The organism is Bacillus sp. LQ16, from assembly GCF_057784645.1.
The window spans coordinates 1235494-1256196 of the sequence record NZ_CM173491.1 but is presented as its reverse complement, the minus strand read 5'-3'; the positions used below and the strand labels follow the sequence as shown (position 1 = coordinate 1256196).

The following is a 20703-nucleotide window of genomic DNA, read 5'->3' as shown; positions in this document are numbered from 1 at the left end:
TCCCCTCTTTTACTTACGCATTTTTGGATCTAACGCGTCGCGTAATCCGTCTGCCATTAAGTTAAACGCTAAAATTAATATACTGATGACAACCGCAGGGATGAACATCATATGCGGATACGTTTGAATAGATTTATAACCATCATTTACAAGAGAACCTAGTGACGCAAATGGTGGCTGAATTCCTAAACCGATGAAACTTAAGAACGCTTCACCAAACACCGCTGATGGAATTGTAAACATTGTCATTACGATAATAGGTCCCATTACGTTTGGAATTAAATGTTTCACAATTAATTGTGTATTTGTTGCACCTAATGTACGAGATGCTAATACATATTCTTGGTTTTTTAATTTCAGGATTTGTCCACGAACGATACGCGACATCCCTATCCAACCTGTAATTGCCATTGCGAGTGTAATTGACCATATACCAGATCCCATAATGATTACCATTAAGATAACGATGATTAAGTATGGAATACCGTTAATAATCTCCATAATACGTTGCATAATATTATCTACTCTGCCGCCATAAAACGCTGAAATACCTCCGTATGCAACCCCAATTACTAAGTCAATTGCTGCTGCTAAAAGAGCGATATATAATGATACGCGTGTACCTTCCCATGTTCTTGTCCATAAATCACGACCAAGATCATCTGTACCAAACCAGAAGTACTCTTTAATATCACGTTTTTCATATTGGTCAACACCATATTGATCTGTACCGTCAAATGGTAACCAATGAACATTTTCAATAACAGGAATTTTCGGTGGCATTTTCGCACGACCTAAATCTTGCTCTTTATACGAGTGTTTACTTACCATCGGGCCAAAAATCGCTAGTAATATAATAAGGCTTAATAATACGAAACCAATCATCGCACCTTTATGTTGGAACAAACGTCTTCTTACATCTTGCCAAAACGTTAAGCTTGGACGGGCAATGACTTCATTATCAACATTATTTTGATTGGCTTGTTGAAATAAATCTGGAGATAATTTTTGTACATCTTTCATCATTTTTTCCCTCCCGCTAAACGAATACGAGGATCAATAATTCCGTATAAAATATCGACAATGAAAATAACTAAAATGAAGATCGCACTATAGAAAATCGTAGTTCCCATAATAACTGTATAGTCATTCACTGTAATAGATTTAACGAATTGTTCCCCAAGTCCTGGTACAGCATAAATTTGCTCGATAACAAGTGTTCCTGTAATTAATGCCGCAACCATTGGTCCTAAAATTGTTACTACTGGAATTAATGCGTTACGAAGTGCGTGTTTGACAATGATAACGCCTTGGCTAATTCCTTTCGCTTTTGCTGTTAAAATGTAATCGGCTTGCATAACTTCAATTAATTCTGCACGAGAGAAACGTGCGATTGTTGCAATAACTGCCATCGATAAAGCAATTGTAGGCATTACTGTAAACTCTGGTCCTTTCCAGAACGCTACTGGGAACCAACCAAGTTTTACCCCTACGAAATATTGTAGTAAAGCGGCGAATACGAATGATGGTACCGACATCCCGAGTACGGAAATAATTGTCGCTCCATAATCGACCCATGTATTGTTACGAAGTGCCGCAACGATTCCTAAAATTAAACCGATAAATGTTCCTAATATAATCGCTTGTAAACCAAGCTGTGCTGATGGTCCAATGCGATCCACAATCATATCTGTTACTGGACGGTTATCATATTGGAATGATACCCCTAAATCACCTTTTGCTAAGTTACCTAAGTAACGTGCGTATTGAACTGGTACCGGATCATTTAAACCATATTTTTCCAGAATGATTTCTTTTTGTGCCGGTGATAGCTTCTCCTGGTTTTTAAGCGGAGAACCCGGAAGTAATTTCATCAAAAAGAAAGTCAGCGTAGTAATTAAAAATAATGTCAAAGCCATGTACACGAAACGTTTTAATACATAACGTCCCATAGTCAAGCACCTCCCCGTTTTTCTCAAAAGCAATAAGATAGTTTAAAATATTCTTACTTTTATTTTTTTAAAATAAGAGCATATGCCCATCATAGGCATATACCCTTATTCATGATGGAAACCATTTTTAATTTTTGAGTTCAACCCACTTATAGCTAAATTCTCCGCCATATTTATGTTCTAATAGGCCAGTAATTGAGCCACGTTGTAAATATGCTTTTCCAGGTTGATATACTGGAGCAATCGCAGCATCTTCAAGCAGTTGTTTTTCCGCTTTTAATAGTGCATCCCAGCGAGCTTGTACATCAACTTCTGTTTTTGCTTTTTTAATTAAATCATCATACGCTGAATTTGCGTAATTTACTTTGTTTTGCGCATTACCTGTTGTATACATTTCAAGGAATGACATTGGATCCATATAATCTGGACTCCATCCTGCATACGACATCGCATAATCTCCACTTGCTTCAAGTTTTAATTTTTGTGCAAATGGCTGCATTTTTGTCGGAACTGTTAGACCTGGTAAGTTCTTTTCAAATTGGCCTTTTAAATACTCTCCGATTTTTTTAGCATCATCAGTATCAAAGTTTAATAGCTCTAACTCTACTTTCTCTACACCAAGTTCTTTTTTACCAGCTTCCCAATATTTTTGAGCTTCTTTAATATCCTCTTTTATAAGCTTTCCGTTCTCTTCACGGAAGTCTTTTCCATTCGGACCTTTTGCTAAGCCTTTCGGAACAAAACCATATATCCCCTCTGAACCATCGTTTAAGATAACTTTTCCGATATTTTCACGTTCAAAGGACATTGCAATTGCTTTTCGGATATTTTTATTTGCTAAAAATTTATTCTTTTCATTTAAGCGAATAAATTGTGTAGATGGCCTCTTAATCGTTTTGAAATCAGCATCTGATTTGTATTTATCTACAAACTCTGATGTTAACACTACACGATCAATTGCTTTCGTTTCATATAAATTTATAGCAGTTGAACGATCCTTAACAATATTGAAGTTTATTTCTTCAAGTTTTACTTCTTTATTTTCCCAATACGTTGGATTTTTCTTAAGTTGGAAGCTTTGTTCATGCTTCCATTCATTTAATACGAATGGACCATTATAAAGTGTCGTATTGGATTCTAATCCAAATTTTGCTCCTTGTTCTGTTACAAACTTCTCATTCAAAGGATACAATGTTGGATAGACTGTTAAACTTACAAAATAAGGAACAGGGTTATCTAATTCCACTTCAAGTGTATGATCATCAATTGCCTTTACACCAAGTTCTTCAATTGGTAATTCTTTTTTGTTAACTTTCTCCGCATTTTTAACATCAAATAGTATGTAAGCAAACTTGGCACCCGTATTTGAATCTACAGCTCTTCTCCAAGAATAAACGAAGTCTTTCGCTGTTACAGGTTCACCATTAGACCATTTCGCATCTTCACGTAATTTAAATACATACTTTTTGCCATCCTCTGATTTCTCATAAGATTTTGCGACACCTGGAACAAGTTTATCATCTTTCCCCAGACGATATAATCCCTCCATTGTATTATTCATGATGTTAGAAGATGTTGCATCTGTTGATAATGTCGTATCCATAGTTGGAATTTCAGCTGTTTCGGTTAAATTTAACACTTGTTTGTTTGAGGATTTTTCTTTTGCGCCTGCTTTATTGTCCTCTTTTTGGTAACTACAAGCCCCTAGCATACTGACTGTCAACGTCGATGCAACTAATAACGGTATCTTTTTCTTCATGTTGTGTTGCCTCCCCTACTTGCACTTCCTGTACCCTCACTTGTTAAAAAGTAGAATTGAAAGAATAATCTCCAAGTTTCTACAATTTTCATTATACATATAATATAACAATTGTGAATATAGTTTTTTGTTTTTTTGTTAAAATTTTTAATAAAATGTTTATATTTTTATTTTTTTGTAAAGGGATACGTTAACATTGATACCATCATCTTGAAATCAGACCTTTAATTGCGTATAATTTTCAAAAAATTAATTCTAGTACATATTATAGCTTTTATAGTATAATAATTCTAGTAATATTTTGACGGGGGGGAACATTTTGAATAAAGTTTTTTTTCATACTTGTATACTAATTTTCATAGCGATAATCGCTTCTAGTATTGGCGCATTCCTCATTTCATCGCAATTTTTGTTGAATTTTGTCAACATCTTGTTTTATATTGCACTGTTTTTTATTCTTATCGGCGGTTTTTTATACATATTTCAAAATGGTTTTTTCAATGTAACCATTTACGCATTCCAAAGAGTATTTGGTACGAATAAAAAGATTGACTCTTTAATTGAAGAAGTCGAGGAACCTACAGATAAGAAAGAACGTATTTATAAAACATATTCATTCAAATGGACATATCCAATTTGTATTACAGGTATCGTTCTTGGGTTGTTCTCGACCCTTATTAGCTTTACTATTTTGATGTAGTTTGCAAACACTATCCCATATGATATAATAATCAGCAAAACATTTTGTTATAAAACTTTAGTTCTTTCATATTAAAAGAGCTCAAGTAACAATAAATAAATTTATATGTATGCGATGATAAAGAAGAGTACATATTGAGGCAATTTCAGAGAGCTTGTGGTCGGTGTGAACAAGTAATTGTACAGTATGGAATGGGCTTTTGAGCACCAAACCGAACCGAAAGTAGTAGGCTTTGGCGTTATATCCAAACGTTATTATGGATTAGAGAGATTTCACAGTAGTGAAATAATTAGGGTGGTACCGCGGTCCATTCGTCCCTATAGTTTTTGGGATGAATGGGCTTTTTTGTTTGCCTTCTCTTCCCCCATCACGCATTCAATTTTAGGAGGAATTACTTATGTCAGTTATCTTTTCTGGTATTCAGCCAAGTGGAACGATTACACTTGGAAACTATTTAGGAGCCATGAAGCAGTTTACAGAGCTTCAAAATGAACACGACTGTTATTTCTGTATTGTAAACCAACATGCGATTACAGTACCTCAAGATCCCGTACAACTTCGTAAAAACATCCGCAGTCTTGCTGCACTTTATGTGGCATGTGGCATTGACCCTGAAAAAGCTACTTTATTTGTACAATCAGAAGTACCAGCACACGCTCAACTAGGTTGGATCATGCAATCTGTTGCTTACGTTGGAGAATTAGAGCGTATGACGCAATATAAAGATAAAGCTTCTGGTAGAGATTCAGTTCCAGCTGGATTACTTACGTATCCACCATTAATGGCTGCTGATATTTTACTTTACAATACTGAAATCGTGCCGGTTGGTGATGATCAAAAGCAACATATCGAATTAACACGTGACCTAGCAGAGCGTTTCAACAAACGTTACCGTGAAATCTTTACAATGCCTGAAATTCGTATTCCAAAAGTAGGAGCTCGCGTTATGTCATTAACAGAACCTACGAAAAAAATGAGCAAATCTGATCCGAATCCAAAATCAATGATTAGTATGCTTGATGAGCCAAAAACAATTGAAAAGAAAATTAAGAGTGCTGTTACTGACTCTGAAGGTATTGTGAAATTTGATAAAGAAAACAAACCTGGTATCTCTAACTTATTAACAATCTACTCTTCATTCTCTGGAAAAACAGTTGAAGAAATTGAAGCAATGTACGAAGGAAAAGGATACGGCGACTTCAAAGGCGACCTAGCGCAAGTAGTCGTAGAAGCAATTCGTCCAATCCAAGACAAATATAACGAACTAATCAACTCACCAGAACTAGACGAAATTCTAGACAAAGGTGCAGAAAAAGCAAACCGCGTTGCATTCAAACAACTACGCAAAGTAGAAAATGCAATGGGGTTAAGTAGAAAACGTAGGTAACATATAAAGCGAAGGGCTAGGAGCCGGAGCTAGATTACTACAAAATTAAAAAACCGCCAATTGGCGGTTTTTTAATTTACCTTTTGCTCATTTTCCATTTCCCATAACTTTTCAAAAAATGGCTGTCCTTTTACGAGACGCTCGCATAATTGTTCATGTTTCTCAGACCAGCCAGCTTTCGCTTCATCATACAGTCTAGCCCAAATATCCTCGAACTCCATATGTTGAACCGTTCCATATGCTGATGGATCCCACTCTGTGTACCAATAGCGAATCTCCGCTGTATTTTTCGTTGTATGTAATTGATCTAACGCCATAAATAATAATTGTTTCAGCTGTCTTTCTTTACGAGTCAAGCCATTCATAATGAAAGGCGATGGTGATAAAATGTGGTGTTCTTTTTCTGTTTCTTCTACTTGGAACTCATACTTTTCTGCTTGTACGTTTTCTACCATCTCATATACCATCTGCTCTTGGCGTGGTATAAGTCTGCTTTTGCGAATTGGTACATTGTAACCAATTGTGTCAATCGCAATAATCCCTTTTCCATCTGTAACAACAAAGCAATACTCTTGCTGCAAACGTTCATGATTTTTACGAATATAAGCCTTATGATGTACGTCTTCCAGCATTTTTTGCGGAAGCTCTAACAATTCGTTCTCGATGTAATGATATAATGTGGCATCTACTTTTAATAATGGCACTTGATCTAATAGCTCAATCGTATCATCTTTCCGCCATTCGTAAAAATGACAAACGTTATACCCATTCTCTTCACCTTCAAACCAATTTACCCATACATCATGTAGATATAACATTCACTACCCCTCACTTCACTACTGTTTGTACCAATCATTATGTTCATTTTTGCTTAACTTTATTCCACTTGAGGAAATATATTCTAATTATTATTTTTTCTTCTATTAATACTAAAAAAAACAGGAAATAGAGCCCCTGTTTTTTTATATATGAAATGTATTTGCTTTATTCAATATTTCTTTTGCATCTATAGATAATAAAGAAAGTGTATCTTCTCCTTCCAAAGTTACACAATCTTTGACAATATGAAATCCAAGCGCATAGCCAAGCATCTTCGGATAAGAGTGAAAGCCATTTAATAAGATGTCATGTTCCCTTGTTCCTCGTTTTATACTTATTCTTTCATGTACAACATTTTTCCAATAATAAATAGCCTCTTCTTTTGAAAGATACGCCGTCCACGGTGCATTGTTTTTTTCTGAATATCTTTCCGTCACTGCTTGCTCAGCTAGCCCTTCCATAATCATTGTATCAAGTAATGTATATTCTGTTTCTTTCGTCTCAATTTGATGTAACCTGCATATGTGATGGTATTCATGCGCCAATAACACTTTTAATTCTTCTACCGAATTCCGTCCACATACGAATAAGAAAATAACATGACGCATAGATAATCCAGCCCTACCGTTATACTCTTCTTGCACAGTTCGATTATAGGAATCTGATAATAAAATAAAGACAGGGACATCCGGACCTTTCAACCAATTTTTCAATTTATCATACTCCAGGCTCAACTCTTTCCATATTTCCTTTTCCTCTAATTCTTTAATTTCCTTTTCCCCGCGCATGATCGGGCGATACATCCCTTTTGAAATTAAAAAGCGATACAACCTTTCTTTTGGCAACGGAATATACTTCGTAAATTTCTCACAAAGTTTTTCTGGCCGTCCATAATATAAATGTAGCCATTCAGCTGTTTCAACAATCCCCATCTTTATCCCTCCTTTTTCTTATGTATATGCTACAGGAGAAAAAGACGTAAAAATAAATAAGGAGTTTTTTCGCAATATAATGCGGAAAAACTCCTTATTTTATCTATTATTTATACGATTTAAATACTAACACTGCGTTATGACCACCGAATCCTAATGAGTTACTTAATACTGCATTTACTTCTTGATGTCTCGCTTGATTCGGTACGTAATCTAAGTCACATTCTGGATCTGGTGTCTCATAGTTAATTGTTGGAGGAATTACTCCGTCTGTAATTGATTTAATAGAGAAAATCGCTTCAACAGCACCAGCTGCTCCTAATAAGTGACCTGTCATTGATTTCGTTGAGCTAATTGCTACTTTATACGCGTGCTCACCGAAAGTTTCTTTAATTGCCATCGTTTCATATTTTTCATTCGCATCCGTACTTGTACCATGCGCATTAATGTAATCAATATCTTCTGGCTGTAGGCCTGCATCAGCTAAAGCTTGACGCATTGCACGCACTCCGCCTTCACCACCAGGAGCAGGCATTGTAATATGGAATGCATCACCAGTTGCACCGTAACCAGCGATTTCCGCGTAAATTTGAGCACCGCGCGCTAATGCGTGCTCTAATTCTTCAAGAATTAGAATACCTGAGCCTTCACCCATTACGAAACCGCTACGGTTTTTATCAAATGGACGGCAAGCCGTTGCTGGGTCTTCATTAAATGTTAATGCTTTCGCTGAGCTAAATCCTGCGAATGCCATACTTGTTAGCGGTGCTTCTGCTCCGCCTGTAATCATTGCATCAGCATCACCACGCTGAATTGCTTTAAATGCATCACCAATTGAGTTTGCACCAGATGCACAAGCCGTTACAGAACAAGTGTTAATTCCTTTTGCTCCTGTTGCGATTGATACTTGACCTGCTGCCATATCTGGAATCATCATCGGCACGAAGAATGGGCTCACGCGGCGTGGGCCTTTCTCAGTAAAAATCTTAAATTGTTCTTCGTATGTTTCCATACCGCCAATACCAGATCCAATCCATACACCAATTCGAGGTCCGTTTTCTTCTGTAATTTCAAGCTTTGCATCTGCAACTGCCATTTTCGCTGCTGCTACTGCATATTGTGTAAAGCGATCCATACGGCGCGCTTCTTTTTTATCAATATATTTCTCGACTTCAAAGTCGTTAATTTCCGCTGCTACTTTTGCTGGAAATAGTTCTGGATCAATTCTTGTAAGTCGCCCGATTCCAGATACACCCTTTTTAATGTTTTCCCATGCTGTTTCAACATCTGTTCCGACCGGTGTAACAGCTCCTAGTCCTGTAATTACGACCCTCTTTTTTTCCATACAAAATACACTCCTTTTTTTCTCTCAGTCCTTATTTACCCCAACGAAGAGCAACTGCTCCCCATGTTAATCCGCCGCCAAAACCAACAAGTATAATTAAATCACCGTCTTGAATACGTCCGTTTTGCAATTCCTCTACCATTGCAATCGGAATTGAAGAAGCTGATGTATTACCGAACTTCTCAATTGTCATACTCATTTTTTCTTGTGGTAAATTTAACCTCTCTCTTGCAGATTCCATAATACGAATGTTTGCTTGATGCGGTACTAAGAAATCCACATCTTCTTTCGTAAGACCAGCTTTATCTAAAACACGAAGACAAGATTCACCAAGTTGACGAACGGCAAATTTAAAGACTTCTCTGCCATTCATCATAACATACTCGTCTTGATATAGATGCTTACCGCCGCTTCCGTCTGCTCCTAATTCGAAAGATAGAACGCCTCTTCCTTCTGAAACTGCTCCCATTACGATAGCACCGGCTCCGTCTCCAAATAATACCGCTGTATTTCGATCATTCCAGTCTACAATTTTAGATAGCTTATCACTACCAACTACTAATACGTTTTTATAAGTCCCCGTTTGAATAAATTGCTGCGCTGTAATCATTCCGTACATAAAACCAGCGCATGCTGCACCTACATCCATTGCAGCTGCATGTTTCGCTCCAATCGCTTCTTGAATGACACAAGCCACTGCTGGAAACGCACGATCTGGTGTTACTGTCGCCACTAAAATAAGATCGATATCTTCTCCGCTAACCCCTGCATCTTCAAGTGCTTTTTTTGCAGCCTCTACGGCCATATATGAAGTATCTATTGTATCATCGGCAATGCGTCTTTCTGCAATTCCCGTTCTCGTACGAATCCATTCATCGGATGTATCCATTATTTTTTCTAAATCGTGATTTGTGACTACTTTTTCTGGCACATATCTTCCGATCCCTAAAATGCCCACGTTCACATCGCAGCCCTCCGTTTTATATCAATTATTATGACTTGGTACTAATTTTAAAACATAAATGTATTTTTGTCTAGAATATATTTCGCATAAAACAGAAAGCTAACGCATTATCCACTTTATTTTTCATTAAAAGAAACAGAATCATACCTTTTCGTGTTTCATTCCAAATAAAAAGGCCCGAACCGCTTCTACTCACGATTCGAGCCTCTCCTCCATCAAAAAAGAAGAATTTTATTCTTTATCTGCTTTTCTTCTAAACTAGAGAGTTCTCTTCACTACTTTTCCTTTATCCTATTCATATCTCTGGTTTTCCCCCAGGCGAGAATAAAAAAGGCCCTGACCGCTTCTATCCACGGTTCGGGCCTCTCTTCCATCTTAAAAAGATGCTTTTTATTCTTTATCTGCTTTCCCAAGCTCATAAGCTTCGTTCATAACTTTCATTAACAACTCTAACACCGGCTGTGCTTTCTCCATATCAAGTGCAATTCCATTATCATCTAAAATTGCCTTTGCTTCCGGTAAATGCTTCATTGCGATTTGTAAAAACTGCATGCTTTTTTCGTTCATATTATGCTCTTCCTCTCCATTAAAACTTTCACATACAATAGTGTAACACGCGTACTACCCTTCGTATAACTCTTTATATTTTTTCATGTGTGCCAGTTGCTTATTTAAACCGTATTCTAACGGAGTATTTCTTTTTATTGAAATTACCTCGATAGCCTCATCTCTTACTTCGTTATTATTTTTATTTACTTTATCATCCGCGCGTAAAAGATTCATACCTTTTTCCCATAATGACTGTTTACCACTAAGTAAATTGTATATACCAAGATGCGCCCCGTTCGTTCCATTTTCCCATAAGTATTCACATACATCTTCAATGTAAAGCAAATCACTTCCTTTTTCCTCACTCGTACAACGGCACTCTTTCTCGTCTAATTCTGATAAAATGAGCTGATGATACATCATAAAGGATGGTTGCCACGGTCCATATAATGTTGGAACTCGAAATACACTATATTGTAAATTCCCTTTTTTCAATCCTTCTTCTACTTTCAAAAATAGTCGCTTATTTTCGGATTCATCCGTACTGCCTACTTCAATAGAAGAAATTAAATTTAACTTCACTTTTTGTTCTTCACACATTCTTATAATTCGCTTTAAATATTGTAATATGACTCTTTCATTCCGAAATCCACTTTGCTGATTTGGCTCATATAAGCAAAAGTAAACAGTATCGAATCTCTCTTCCTCAACCGATCTCCATCCATCTTCATCTCTTATCGAATAATACGTAAATAATGCATTTCGCCCAATTAATAATAACTTCTCTTCATTAATTTTCGTCATACTATCAAATTCATCAAAATCAAGACCATATACTTCCACTTCTTCTGCAATCATTTTATTTACAAGGTGATAACCTACAAACGTAAGTGCACCTACAATTAGCACGCGTTCCATACCACCAACCCTTTCCCTCTGAAACAAATAGCTCCTCATTTATGTATATGGGAGCTTCATAATTCTTCTTCATATTTTTTAAAGAAATCGGTCGTTTGCCTAACCATTTTATATTTCACATCTTGCAGATGGAACAAGACAGAAGTATCACATTGATTTAGTTGCCTCATTTTCTCATATCTACGCAACTGCTGTTTTCTTCCTCTTTTTTCTTGTGTTGATACGAAAATTTTAACAGGTACACAAGATGGAAGAAGCGTAAATGATTTCTTATTTATTTTTGATTCTAATTCTTCTTCTTTGGCATCATACGCCAAACTTAATTCCTTCACGAGTCTCTTGTAAAAAAACTTATGCTCTTTCTCAAACTCCACATATTCTGGTAAATCTAAACACGGATTTAACATAATGACAGAGCGTATACACTCAGGGTATTTGTTCATCATTTCGAGTGCTACAAGTGCTCCCATACCATCTGCCATAATGTGCATTTTCGCATTCAATGTCTCTTTTCTCAACACAACGTCATATAAACGTTTCGCTAGACGAACAGATTGGTCGTTTCCCCAATGTCTTCCGTATAAATTAGAGGAAAAGACCGTGTAGCCTTGCTCAATAAGGCCATGTAAAAAATAAGATCTACCCGCATGCTGTGTCCATAAACTTGTACCATTCTCAATAAAGTAGTTATAATCACCGAGGAGCATAACAGAAAATCCATTTGGCTTCTCCGGTAAATAAATGACACATGGTTCTTTTTCTAAGTAAAAAAAACGTTCCGTAATACTCATTTTTCCCCCGCCTTATTTTCTAAACATATAAAACCACTCTTTTATAATGTATGAACGGAATGCAAATTTGCGTTGAAAAATCTACAAATATTTTTCTATATTCTTTTTTCAATTGTGTTACAATAAGGACAGATTGAACGAATAGAGGTGTAAAATATGCGTTTCATTTGGGCATTAATTTGGTCGTTCTTACTTGTACATATGATGAGCTATGTAATCGGCTCTATGACTGGCGGTACATACGACTTTAACCAAGCGTCTATTTTCTCAGTTGTTCTTGCTGTATTAGTACTCGCAATTTCAGCTGCAATTCCAAACGAGCCAGTAGAACAACACTAAAAAAAGAGTCCGGATTTTATCCGAACTCTTTTTTATTTTCATTTCACATGAACGACTAATTCGTTATTTTCTACATCAACAACTACGTGACTATTGTCTGTAATTGTTCCTGCAATTAATTCTCTTGCTAATTTCGTTTCCACTTGACGTTGTACGTATCGTTTTAATGGACGAGCTCCGTACATTGGGTCGAAACCAGCTTCTACAACAAATTCTTTTGCTGCATCTGTTAATTCTACTGTAATGTGACGGTCAGCTAGACGGCCTTGTAGTTCTTTTACAATTTTATCAACAATGCCTTTAATTTCATTCGTTGTAAGAGGTTTGAATAAAATAATTTCATCAACACGGTTTAAAAATTCAGGGCGGAAATGTCCTCTTAATTGCCCCATTACAAGGTCTCTTGATTCCTCTTTAATCGAACCATCTTCTTCTAATCCCTCTAGTAAATGAGCAGATCCAATATTTGAAGTCATAATAATAACTGTGTTTTTAAAGTCTACTGTTCTTCCTTGTGAATCTGTAATGCGTCCATCATCTAACATTTGTAATAAAATGTTGAATACTTCTGGATGTGCTTTTTCGATTTCGTCTAACAAAATAACTGAATATGGTTTACGTCTTACCGCTTCTGTTAATTGACCGCCCTCTTCATATCCTACATATCCAGGAGGCGCACCAATTAAGCGTGACACAGCGTGTTTCTCCATATACTCAGACATGTCAATACGAATCATTTGCTCTTCACTATCGAATAAAGACTGCGCTAACGTTTTTGCAAGTTCTGTTTTACCAACACCCGTAGGGCCTAAGAAAATGAAGGAACCAATTGGACGATTCGGGTCTTTAATACCAGCGCGTGCACGAAGAACCGCGTCTGATACTAGGCTTACTGCTTCCTCTTGTCCGATGACACGCTCTGATAAGATTTGCTCTAAGCGTAGTAATTTCTCACGTTCGCCTTCAACAAGTTTAGCAACAGGAATACCAGTCCAGCGTGAAACAATATCTGCAATTTCTTCTTCACTTACTTCCTCACGTAATAAACGATTTTCTTCTTTATTATGCACGCCCATTTCTTCCGCTTCTTTTAATTCTTTTTCGATTGCAGGAATTTTCCCGTGACGAAGTTCGGCTGCTTTATTTAAATCGTAATTACCTTCTGCTTCTTCTAATTCACGGCGCAGACGTTCTAAATGTTCACGTAAGTCACGAACTTTGTGAATGTCTTCTTTTTCTTTCTCCCATTTCGCTCTCATACCACTTGCAACTTCTTTTAAATCCGATAATTCACGTTGCAATGTTTTTAGACGCTCTTGGCTACCACGATCCGTTTCTTTTCCAAGAGCCGCTTCTTCAATTTCCAGCTGCATAATACGACGCGTTACTTCATCTAATTCTGTCGGCATAGAATCGATTTCTGTACGAATTGTTGCGCACGCTTCATCAACAAGGTCAATCGCTTTATCCGGTAAGAAGCGATCTGAAATATATCGATCTGATAAAACTGACGCTGCTACAATCGCACGGTCATGAATATTTACACCGTGATAAATTTCAAAGCGTTCTTTTAATCCACGTAATATGGAAATCGTATCTTCAACAGTTGGTTCTTCTGCTAATACTTGTTGGAAACGTCTTTCTAGTGCTGGATCTTTTTCAATATATTTACGATATTCATCTAATGTTGTCGCCCCGATACAATGCAGTTCACCACGAGCAAGCATCGGTTTTAACATATTTCCTGCATCCATCGCACCTTCTGTTTTACCAGCTCCAACGATTGTATGAAGTTCATCAATGAATAATAAAATGCGTCCTTCACTCTTTTTAATTTCATTTAATACAGCTTGCAGACGCTCTTCGAACTCACCACGGAATTTCGCGCCTGCTACGAGCGCACTCATATCTAACGCAAAAATCGTTCTATCTTTCAATCCTTCAGGTACATCCTTTTTCACAATACGCTGTGCTAATCCTTCAACGATTGCTGTTTTACCAACACCTGGCTCACCAATTAAAACAGGATTGTTTTTCGTTTTACGTGAAAGAATGCGGATAACGCGTCGAATTTCACTATCTCGGCCGATAACAGGATCAATTTTCCCGGCTCTCACTTCTGCCACTAAATCACGGCCATATTTTTCTAACGCTTCATAAGTTGCTTCTGGATTTTGACTAGTCACTCTTTGATTCCCCCGAACTGTCATTAAAGACTGTAATAAGTTATCTTTCGTAATATGCAATGTTGTAAATAATTGATTTATATCGCCTTTTTCTTCAGAAAAAGCAAGTAATACATGTTCTACTGAAATGTAATCATCCTGCAGTTTTTCTGCTTCTTTCCCTGCTCTTACAAGCAGTTGTTGCAGAGCGCTCGTTACATACAATTTTCCAACTTCTGCACCGCTTCCCGTTACAGAAGGTTTCTTTTTAATTAAGCTTTCAGCGCCTTGCTTTAACGCTTCTATATCAACATTCATTTTTTGAAATATACGTACTGCTAATCCATCTTGCTCTTCTAATAATGCAAGTAATAGATGAACAGTATCCACCTCTTGGTGATGATGAGATACCGCTAAAGATTGGGCACTCATAATCGCCTCTTGTGTTTTTGTTGTCATTTGATTTAAGTCCATCTTTACAGCCCTCCAAAAGTTTGACTTTCTTTGACCTTTGATTTGATTATACGCCAACTGACTTTTTTATACAATAATTTTGCCTATGTATTTTCAAACTTATTATTGGAAAAAGAAAAAGGAAGCATTCATTATATTGTTTTAAAAGTACGGTAAATGAAATTATAATGTGTAACGACAAAAAAGCCGCAATAACGATTGCGGCTTCTGTTACGGTTTTCTTTTATATGTCCACTGACGGTTATGATTCGTATTATCTGGAAACTTTTCACCGGCAGTTAATTGTATCATTTGCGGATTTTTCACCATACTTCCCGTTTCACCAATTTCTACATAAATACCATCATTCGGCGCTTTTTGTCCAGAACGAAACCTGCGATTTTGTCCCATTTTCATTCTCCTTCCATGACGTCTTTGCCTCATTAGTATATCCATTTTAAAAGAAAGGTTTTCTGTCATGTTTAGGAAACAGTACTACATCTCGTCCTTGTACATATATATGAATGATACAAGCGTAAGCAGGGATTTCTTTCCTACTTGTAGAAAAAAAAAGAAACCAACCTACTCTAGGCTAGTTTCAAAGGAGAGTCAAACATATACGAGAAGATTACATGTTCATTATAAGTCTCATCACACGAGCAATGTAACCCTTTTCACAATTTGTACATAATGAAAGAAACATTGTTTGAACTTTCTAAAAAGATGTTGACTTTTCTTAATTTCCAACGATAAATAGTAGACACCGCAGCACTTTGAGACGTAAGATGGATATATAGTGAAATTTCCATCTATGGTGATTTCACCGAGTCTAACCTCTTATTTCTGCATATTAAAAACGGAAATACAGATAGATACAAAAAAATTATTATAAGAGGTGAAATTATGAACAAACAACATTTAATCGCATTAGACTTAGACGGTACTTTATTAACAGACAACAAAATAATTTCCACTCGAACGAAACATACAATTGCAAAAGCAAAGGAACAGGGACATATTGTTGTTATTTCAACAGGACGTCCATTCCGTGCTAGTTATGATTACTATAAAGAACTTGCTCTTAACACACCTATCGTAAACTTTAACGGTGCTTACGTACATCATCCTCTTGATTCAAGCTGGGGAACACATCACTCTCCTCTTGAGCTAGCAACAGCGCAAGAAATTGTACGAGCTTGCTTTGATTTCGGCGTAAAAAATATATACGCGGAAGTAATGGACGATGTGTATGTTCGTGAAATTGATGAAGATAAAAAACATATTTTCGAATTCGGCTCTCCTAAGATTTTTACGGGAGACTTATTAAATATTTTAAACGATCATCCAACTTGCTTATTAATTGATGCACATGACGAGCATTCCACTGCAATTCGTCAACATTTAACGGATATGCACGCGGAAGTAATCGATCATAGAAAATGGGGCGCACCTTGGCCGATTATTGAGATTGTGAAAAGCGGATTAAATAAAGCGGTTGGATTACAAAAAATTTCTAGTCATTACAACATTCCACAAGAGCGAATTATCGCTTTCGGTGACGAAGATAATGATTTTGAAATGATTGAATTTGCTGGTCACGGCATCGCAATGGGGAATGCCATCCCTGAATTAAAATCACTCGCAAACCATACGACGTTAACGAACGAAGAAGATGGTATCGCTTTATATTTAGAAGAGGTTCTTGGGTTGTAATCTAAAAATTCCCTACTTATAGTTTCCTACCAAATGTCCATACTATAAGTAGACGCAAGAGACATCGCGTCGATTGTTTTCAGCTAAATAAAGGGGGTTTTTCGAATGGGTAAAAAGAACAAATCAAAGCGTTTTATCCAACAAGGAGCCGATGCTGTTATGAAGCATGATGCAAGATTCCCGTACAGAGGTACATTAGCTGAGGCAGAAAAGGCAAGAAGTAACTCTTCTTTTGGAGGGGTTTAAATGGGGAACTTACTATTCCAACAAGCTAGAGATGCTGTTGAAAATGCCGTATCTTGTTCAAGCGGTACTGAGCAACAAGATCTCGTATATAGAGCAAAAAATGCTTTGCAATCCGCTTACGCAAACTCTTCAACTGCTGAAAAAGTTCAGCTCCGTGAAATGCAAGAGCAATTGCAAAACATTACGAATGTACATTAAAAAAGAGGACCAACTTCGGTCCTCTTTAATCTTTCCGAAACAATCCGAACACCCCAACTGTTTGCAGTATATTTGTAAATGCACCTGGGTCCACTTGTTTAATAATCCTTTCCAATTCGTATAACTCGTAACGGGTAATAACCATCATTAACATTTCTTTATTTTCATTCGTATAAGCACCTGTTGCTGGTATCGTTGTAATTCCTCTTACTAATCGCGAGTGAATCGCCTTTCTTACGTCCGCCCCATTCTTCGTAACAATTAATGCTGTAATCTTTACATGACGAGTATGAATTGCATCAATAATTCTCGTCGATACATATAAAGTCACTAACGTATATAACGCTTTTTCCCATCCATATACATAGCCAGCAGCGATAATGATAATTGCATTAAAAAAGAAAAAGTATGTACCGACAGGCTTATCTTTTATTTTTGATAAAATCATAGCGATAATATCTAATCCACCTGTAGAAGCACCCCACTTTAAAGCAATCCCTACTCCAATTGCCGAAATAATCCCGCCAAAAATCGCATTTAATATGATATCATTCGAAACCGCTCTAACAGGGATGATTTCTAGAAACAAAGTCATAAATATAACACAAAGAAAACTAAAAAAGGTGAAGGCCTTTCCAACCTTTTTCCACGCTAAAATAACGACAGGAATATTAAATAAGCTAAACAATACTCCCGTAGATATGTGAATCGATAAAAAATCACCTAATATTTGTGATAATAATTGAGACAATCCAGCAAAGCCGCTCGCATACACTTTCGCTGGCGTTAAAAATAAATTCATCCCAATCGCGTTTAATAAACCTGCGATGATTACAACGATTAACTTCTTTATAAGTTCAGTATAATTCAACTTCAAATCCATTTCGAATCCACCTTTACCCTTCATAAATGCACCGCTATACATAGTCTTTACGAAAAAGGAAATGATAAACGTACAACGTTTAGAAATGGAGTTGATACATATGCCACATACGAGTGATAACGACAAAAAAGCACGCGATAATAATGCAAAACGCACACAAAAAAATGAGCAAGAGCAAAAAAATATTCAGCAAGGTAAACGTGCATACTCTAAAAAGACCGATCACCTTTGATCCCATCGTACATCAACAATTATGTTGATGTACTTTTTTACATTTTAAAGGAAAAAACATTAAAAATTCACTTCATGTTCACTTCTATATTCTACAATAGCGATAACATATTCGGATGAGGTGTTGGCATGAGAGGGAAACATATTTTCATTATTACTGCACTAATAAGTATATTGATGCTATCTGCTTGCGGACAAAAAAACGGCTCAGCTACAGTCGCCACAGCAACAGACTCGACTGTTACGAAGGACGACTTCGAAAAACAATTGAAAGATCGTTACGGAAAAGACATGCTATACGAAATGATGGCACAAGACGTCATCACAAAAAAATATAAAGTACCTGATGAAGAGGTAAATAAAGAAGTAGAAAAAGTAAAAAAACAATATGGAGATCAATTCAAAAAAGTATTAGAAAACAATCGTTTAAAAGATGAAGAGGATTTCAAAAATCAAATTAAGTTCAAACTTGCTATGAATGAAGCGATTAAGAAAAGCATTACAGAAAAAGACGTAAAAGATCACTATAAGCCAGAAATTAAAGCGAGTCACATTTTAGTAAGTGACGAAAATGAAGCGAAAGAAATAAAGAGTAAACTAGATGCTGGTGCTTCATTTGAAGAATTAGCAAAACAAGAATCACAAGATCTACTATCAAAAGATAAAGGTGGAGACCTTGGATACTTCAATTCAGGTACAATGGCTCCTGAATTCGAAACCGCTGCCTACAAACTAAATGTTGGACAAATTAGCAATCCCGTAAAATCATCAAACGGTTATCACGTTATTAAATTAACTGATAAAAAAGATCTAAAACCTTACGATGAGGTAAAAAACTCTATTCGCAAAAACTTAGAGGAAGAACGTACTGCTGATCCTGCATTCAGCCAAAAATTATTACAAGAGGAATTAAAAAAGGCGAATATTAAAATAAATGATGGTGATTTGAAAGATACATTTACTCTTGTTTCACCGCAAGGAAATTAAAAAAGCACAACCTTATCTTTTTACATAAGGTTGTGCTTTTTAATCTTTCATCAATATTTTCAACTTTTTCTTCAAGCTTTTATAATGCCAATTGATGTGATCTAATTCTATCTCCACTTCAATTAGCGCATCTATTAAGTCTTCTTTAGATTGCTGAGAGTTTATAATATTTTCAAGCAATTTTTCAAAACTTTTACTACTCTCATATATATCATTTAAATCCACCGCTAATATTTCGCGTTCTTTTTCAGTGGATAATACGGAAAGTCGTTTTATTAATTTTTCTAGTACATTATCTTTCATTATCATAACTCCCTTTTCCTCATGGATTGGTTCTATTACCGTCATAGAAGAATAAATAATTTTAAATAAAAAAGTGTATCTCAAAATCAAACTATTTGTTTAGGTTTTGAAATACACCGAATAGACTTTACTTTTCTTTTTCAAAAATACCAGCCAAGATAAAACTAATCCCCAGAAAAATTACAATTATCACGTTAATTGTATAACCCAAGAACGACATATACGAGGTAAAAATTACTAGAATTGTATATATGAGACCTACTACTAACACCATTGTAGCTCGATAGTTTTTCCTTTTTAACATAATCACCAATAATGCTACAATAAAAACAACATTATATATACCAATCATTATATGTATCGTCTCCATTTTACTAATCTATCTCCTTCTTTTCTTAGAATTAGTTTTTTTCGGTCTATACTCCGTATACCCTTTTTTATATCCTTTATAATATCCATCTACATAAACTACCAAGTCCGGGATCAGCCCTATTCCCCCAACAGCTTTACTGCCAACAAAAAATGCTCCTTTAACCGCTGATTTCACTGTATTTTTTATGATTTGCTGCTTTTGAACGTGCTGTCCCGGCGATAAATTTGCGATTTGTTTTTTCGAGTTACTTCTAGATGATTTCCATTCATTGTAATCGGGTCATCTTCATCACCCGGATCAGGATCCACCGATAAGAACACACCATGCTCTGGTTGATAGTATCTTGCAATCAAGTAATACATCCCGATTTCTTTATCATACATGTATCCCGCATATCCAAATGGATTGTCCGCTGCGATACCTTTCGTATCGTTCTTTACTACGTTACCCCATGAATCATATTCATAGCTTGCAACTATTTGTCCATCTTTGTCGGTCATTGCTATTACGTCACCGCGCGGGTTGTAGTGGTAGTATACCGATTGATCTTGTATTTTCATTGCTAGGCGGACACCGTCTTTGTTGTAAACGTATATGCCCCATCCTAACTTTCTATCTGTAAAAAACTTTGCAACAGAGCCATCTGCTTCATTCCATGTGTATATAAAAGGAAGAAGACATTTTCTCGCCTCTTCC

General features: G+C 36.3%; 23 protein-coding genes, 1 pseudogene and 1 other annotated feature. Of the genes and pseudogenes, 8 read left to right on the top strand and 16 right to left on the bottom strand.

Features of this window, described 5'->3' with window-relative positions:
* Positions 1–9: 9 nt before the first annotated feature.
* The 3 genes from opp3C to AC3EMB_RS06305 all read right to left on the bottom strand — a co-directional run bounded on the left by opp3C (position 10) and on the right by AC3EMB_RS06305 (position 3711).
* Positions 10–1026 (bottom strand): oligopeptide ABC transporter permease, encoded by a 1017-nt coding sequence (opp3C, locus tag AC3EMB_RS06315; RefSeq protein WP_000974103.1) that lies wholly within the window; start codon positions 1024–1026, stop codon positions 10–12.
* Positions 1023–1952, bottom strand: a complete 930-nt coding sequence (gene opp3b / locus AC3EMB_RS06310; RefSeq protein ID WP_000534166.1) for an oligopeptide ABC transporter permease — start codon at positions 1950–1952, stop codon at positions 1023–1025. The genes opp3C and opp3b overlap by 4 nt, the downstream gene beginning before the upstream one ends.
* A 127-nt stretch (positions 1953–2079) precedes the next feature.
* Positions 2080–3711, bottom strand: coding sequence for a peptide ABC transporter substrate-binding protein (locus tag AC3EMB_RS06305; protein ID WP_053565022.1), 1632 nt, complete (start codon positions 3709–3711; stop codon positions 2080–2082).
* Between the two features lie 319 nt (positions 3712–4030).
* On the opposite strand from AC3EMB_RS06305, the gene AC3EMB_RS06300 reads away from it, so the two are divergent.
* The gene (locus AC3EMB_RS06300) at positions 4031–4411 is read left to right on the top strand and encodes a DUF3899 domain-containing protein (protein ID WP_001044985.1); all 381 of its coding nucleotides are present in this window, start codon (positions 4031–4033) and stop codon (positions 4409–4411) included.
* Between the two features lie 105 nt (positions 4412–4516).
* Positions 4517–4733, top strand: a binding site (T-box leader).
* 75 nt (positions 4734–4808) lie between these two features.
* Positions 4809–5798: a tryptophan--tRNA ligase gene (gene trpS, locus AC3EMB_RS06295; RefSeq protein ID WP_063546790.1), complete on the top strand. Its 990-nt coding sequence runs from the start codon at positions 4809–4811 to the stop codon at positions 5796–5798.
* Positions 5799–5869: 71 nt separating this feature from the next.
* Here trpS and AC3EMB_RS06290 read toward each other — a convergent pair whose 3' ends face one another.
* From AC3EMB_RS06290 to AC3EMB_RS06260, 7 genes are all read right to left on the bottom strand, one after another.
* Complete coding sequence (locus tag AC3EMB_RS06290; protein WP_000966129.1) at positions 5870–6616, bottom strand: YjbA family protein; 747 nt, start codon at positions 6614–6616, stop codon at positions 5870–5872.
* Between the two features lie 144 nt (positions 6617–6760).
* The gene (locus AC3EMB_RS06285; protein ID WP_053565023.1) at positions 6761–7549 is read right to left on the bottom strand and encodes a DUF2268 domain-containing putative Zn-dependent protease; all 789 of its coding nucleotides are present in this window, start codon (positions 7547–7549) and stop codon (positions 6761–6763) included.
* A gap of 106 nt (positions 7550–7655) precedes the next feature.
* Complete coding sequence (fabF, locus tag AC3EMB_RS06280) at positions 7656–8894, bottom strand: beta-ketoacyl-ACP synthase II (RefSeq protein ID WP_488517591.1); 1239 nt, start codon at positions 8892–8894, stop codon at positions 7656–7658.
* 31 nt (positions 8895–8925) lie between these two features.
* Positions 8926–9858, bottom strand: a complete 933-nt coding sequence (fabH, locus tag AC3EMB_RS06275; RefSeq protein WP_001100533.1) for a beta-ketoacyl-ACP synthase III — start codon at positions 9856–9858, stop codon at positions 8926–8928.
* Positions 9859–10248: 390 nt separating this feature from the next.
* The gene (locus tag AC3EMB_RS06270) at positions 10249–10425 is read right to left on the bottom strand and encodes a ComZ family protein (protein WP_001986215.1); all 177 of its coding nucleotides are present in this window, start codon (positions 10423–10425) and stop codon (positions 10249–10251) included.
* A 54-nt stretch (positions 10426–10479) separates the two neighbouring features.
* The gene (locus AC3EMB_RS06265) at positions 10480–11352 is read right to left on the bottom strand and encodes an NAD-dependent epimerase/dehydratase family protein (RefSeq protein WP_488517590.1); all 873 of its coding nucleotides are present in this window, start codon (positions 11350–11352) and stop codon (positions 10480–10482) included.
* Between the two features lie 29 nt (positions 11353–11381).
* Positions 11382–12116, bottom strand: coding sequence for a lipase family protein (locus tag AC3EMB_RS06260; protein WP_000028712.1), 735 nt, complete (start codon positions 12114–12116; stop codon positions 11382–11384).
* Positions 12117–12272: 156 nt separating this feature from the next.
* Between AC3EMB_RS06260 and AC3EMB_RS06255 the strand changes: the two genes are divergently transcribed.
* Positions 12273–12455, top strand: a complete 183-nt coding sequence (locus AC3EMB_RS06255) for a YjzD family protein (RefSeq protein ID WP_001211116.1) — start codon at positions 12273–12275, stop codon at positions 12453–12455.
* 38 nt (positions 12456–12493) lie between these two features.
* Here the strand turns inward: AC3EMB_RS06255 and clpB are convergent, their stop codons facing one another.
* Both clpB and AC3EMB_RS06245 read right to left on the bottom strand, forming a co-directional pair.
* Positions 12494–15094 carry an ATP-dependent chaperone ClpB gene (gene clpB / locus AC3EMB_RS06250; RefSeq protein WP_488517589.1) on the bottom strand — a complete coding sequence of 867 codons (2601 nt, stop codon included), beginning with the start codon at positions 15092–15094 and terminating at the stop codon, positions 12494–12496.
* A 210-nt stretch (positions 15095–15304) separates the two neighbouring features.
* On the bottom strand, positions 15305–15484 hold the full coding sequence (locus tag AC3EMB_RS06245; RefSeq protein ID WP_488517588.1) for a YjzC family protein: 180 nt from the start codon (positions 15482–15484) through the stop codon (positions 15305–15307).
* A 492-nt stretch (positions 15485–15976) separates the two neighbouring features.
* Here AC3EMB_RS06245 and AC3EMB_RS06240 point away from each other — a divergent pair, with 492 nt between their 5' ends.
* From AC3EMB_RS06240 to AC3EMB_RS06230, 3 genes are all read left to right on the top strand, one after another.
* Positions 15977–16786 carry a Cof-type HAD-IIB family hydrolase gene (locus tag AC3EMB_RS06240; protein ID WP_001041231.1) on the top strand — a complete coding sequence of 270 codons (810 nt, stop codon included), beginning with the start codon at positions 15977–15979 and terminating at the stop codon, positions 16784–16786.
* Between the two features lie 105 nt (positions 16787–16891).
* Positions 16892–17032, top strand: a complete 141-nt coding sequence (locus tag AC3EMB_RS06235; RefSeq protein ID WP_000516816.1) for a hypothetical protein — start codon at positions 16892–16894, stop codon at positions 17030–17032.
* On the top strand, positions 17033–17230 hold the full coding sequence (locus AC3EMB_RS06230) for a DUF3813 domain-containing protein (RefSeq protein ID WP_000527408.1): 198 nt from the start codon (positions 17033–17035) through the stop codon (positions 17228–17230).
* Positions 17231–17255: 25 nt separating this feature from the next.
* Here the strand turns inward: AC3EMB_RS06230 and AC3EMB_RS06225 are convergent, their stop codons facing one another.
* A complete protein-coding gene (locus tag AC3EMB_RS06225; protein WP_000364431.1) occupies positions 17256–18113 on the bottom strand; it encodes a YitT family protein in 858 nt (285 codons plus the stop codon).
* 100 nt (positions 18114–18213) lie between these two features.
* Between AC3EMB_RS06225 and AC3EMB_RS06220 the strand changes: the two genes are divergently transcribed.
* Together AC3EMB_RS06220 and prsA are read left to right on the top strand one after the other, a co-directional pair.
* Positions 18214–18345, top strand: a complete 132-nt coding sequence (locus AC3EMB_RS06220; RefSeq protein WP_001120851.1) for a DUF3941 domain-containing protein — start codon at positions 18214–18216, stop codon at positions 18343–18345.
* A 128-nt stretch (positions 18346–18473) separates the two neighbouring features.
* Positions 18474–19331 carry a peptidylprolyl isomerase PrsA gene (gene prsA, locus AC3EMB_RS06215; protein WP_069355207.1) on the top strand — a complete coding sequence of 286 codons (858 nt, stop codon included), beginning with the start codon at positions 18474–18476 and terminating at the stop codon, positions 19329–19331.
* Positions 19332–19370: 39 nt separating this feature from the next.
* On the opposite strand, the gene AC3EMB_RS06210 is transcribed toward prsA, so the two are convergent.
* The 3 genes and pseudogenes from AC3EMB_RS06210 to AC3EMB_RS06200 form a co-directional block, all read right to left on the bottom strand.
* A complete protein-coding gene (locus tag AC3EMB_RS06210; RefSeq protein ID WP_488517587.1) occupies positions 19371–19634 on the bottom strand; it encodes a hypothetical protein in 264 nt (87 codons plus the stop codon).
* Positions 19635–19761: 127 nt separating this feature from the next.
* On the bottom strand, positions 19762–20004 hold the full coding sequence (locus AC3EMB_RS06205) for a hypothetical protein (protein WP_488517586.1): 243 nt from the start codon (positions 20002–20004) through the stop codon (positions 19762–19764).
* A gap of 9 nt (positions 20005–20013) precedes the next feature.
* Positions 20014–20672, bottom strand: a pseudogene (locus AC3EMB_RS06200) (RHS repeat domain-containing protein).
* Positions 20673–20703 lie beyond the last annotated feature (31 nt).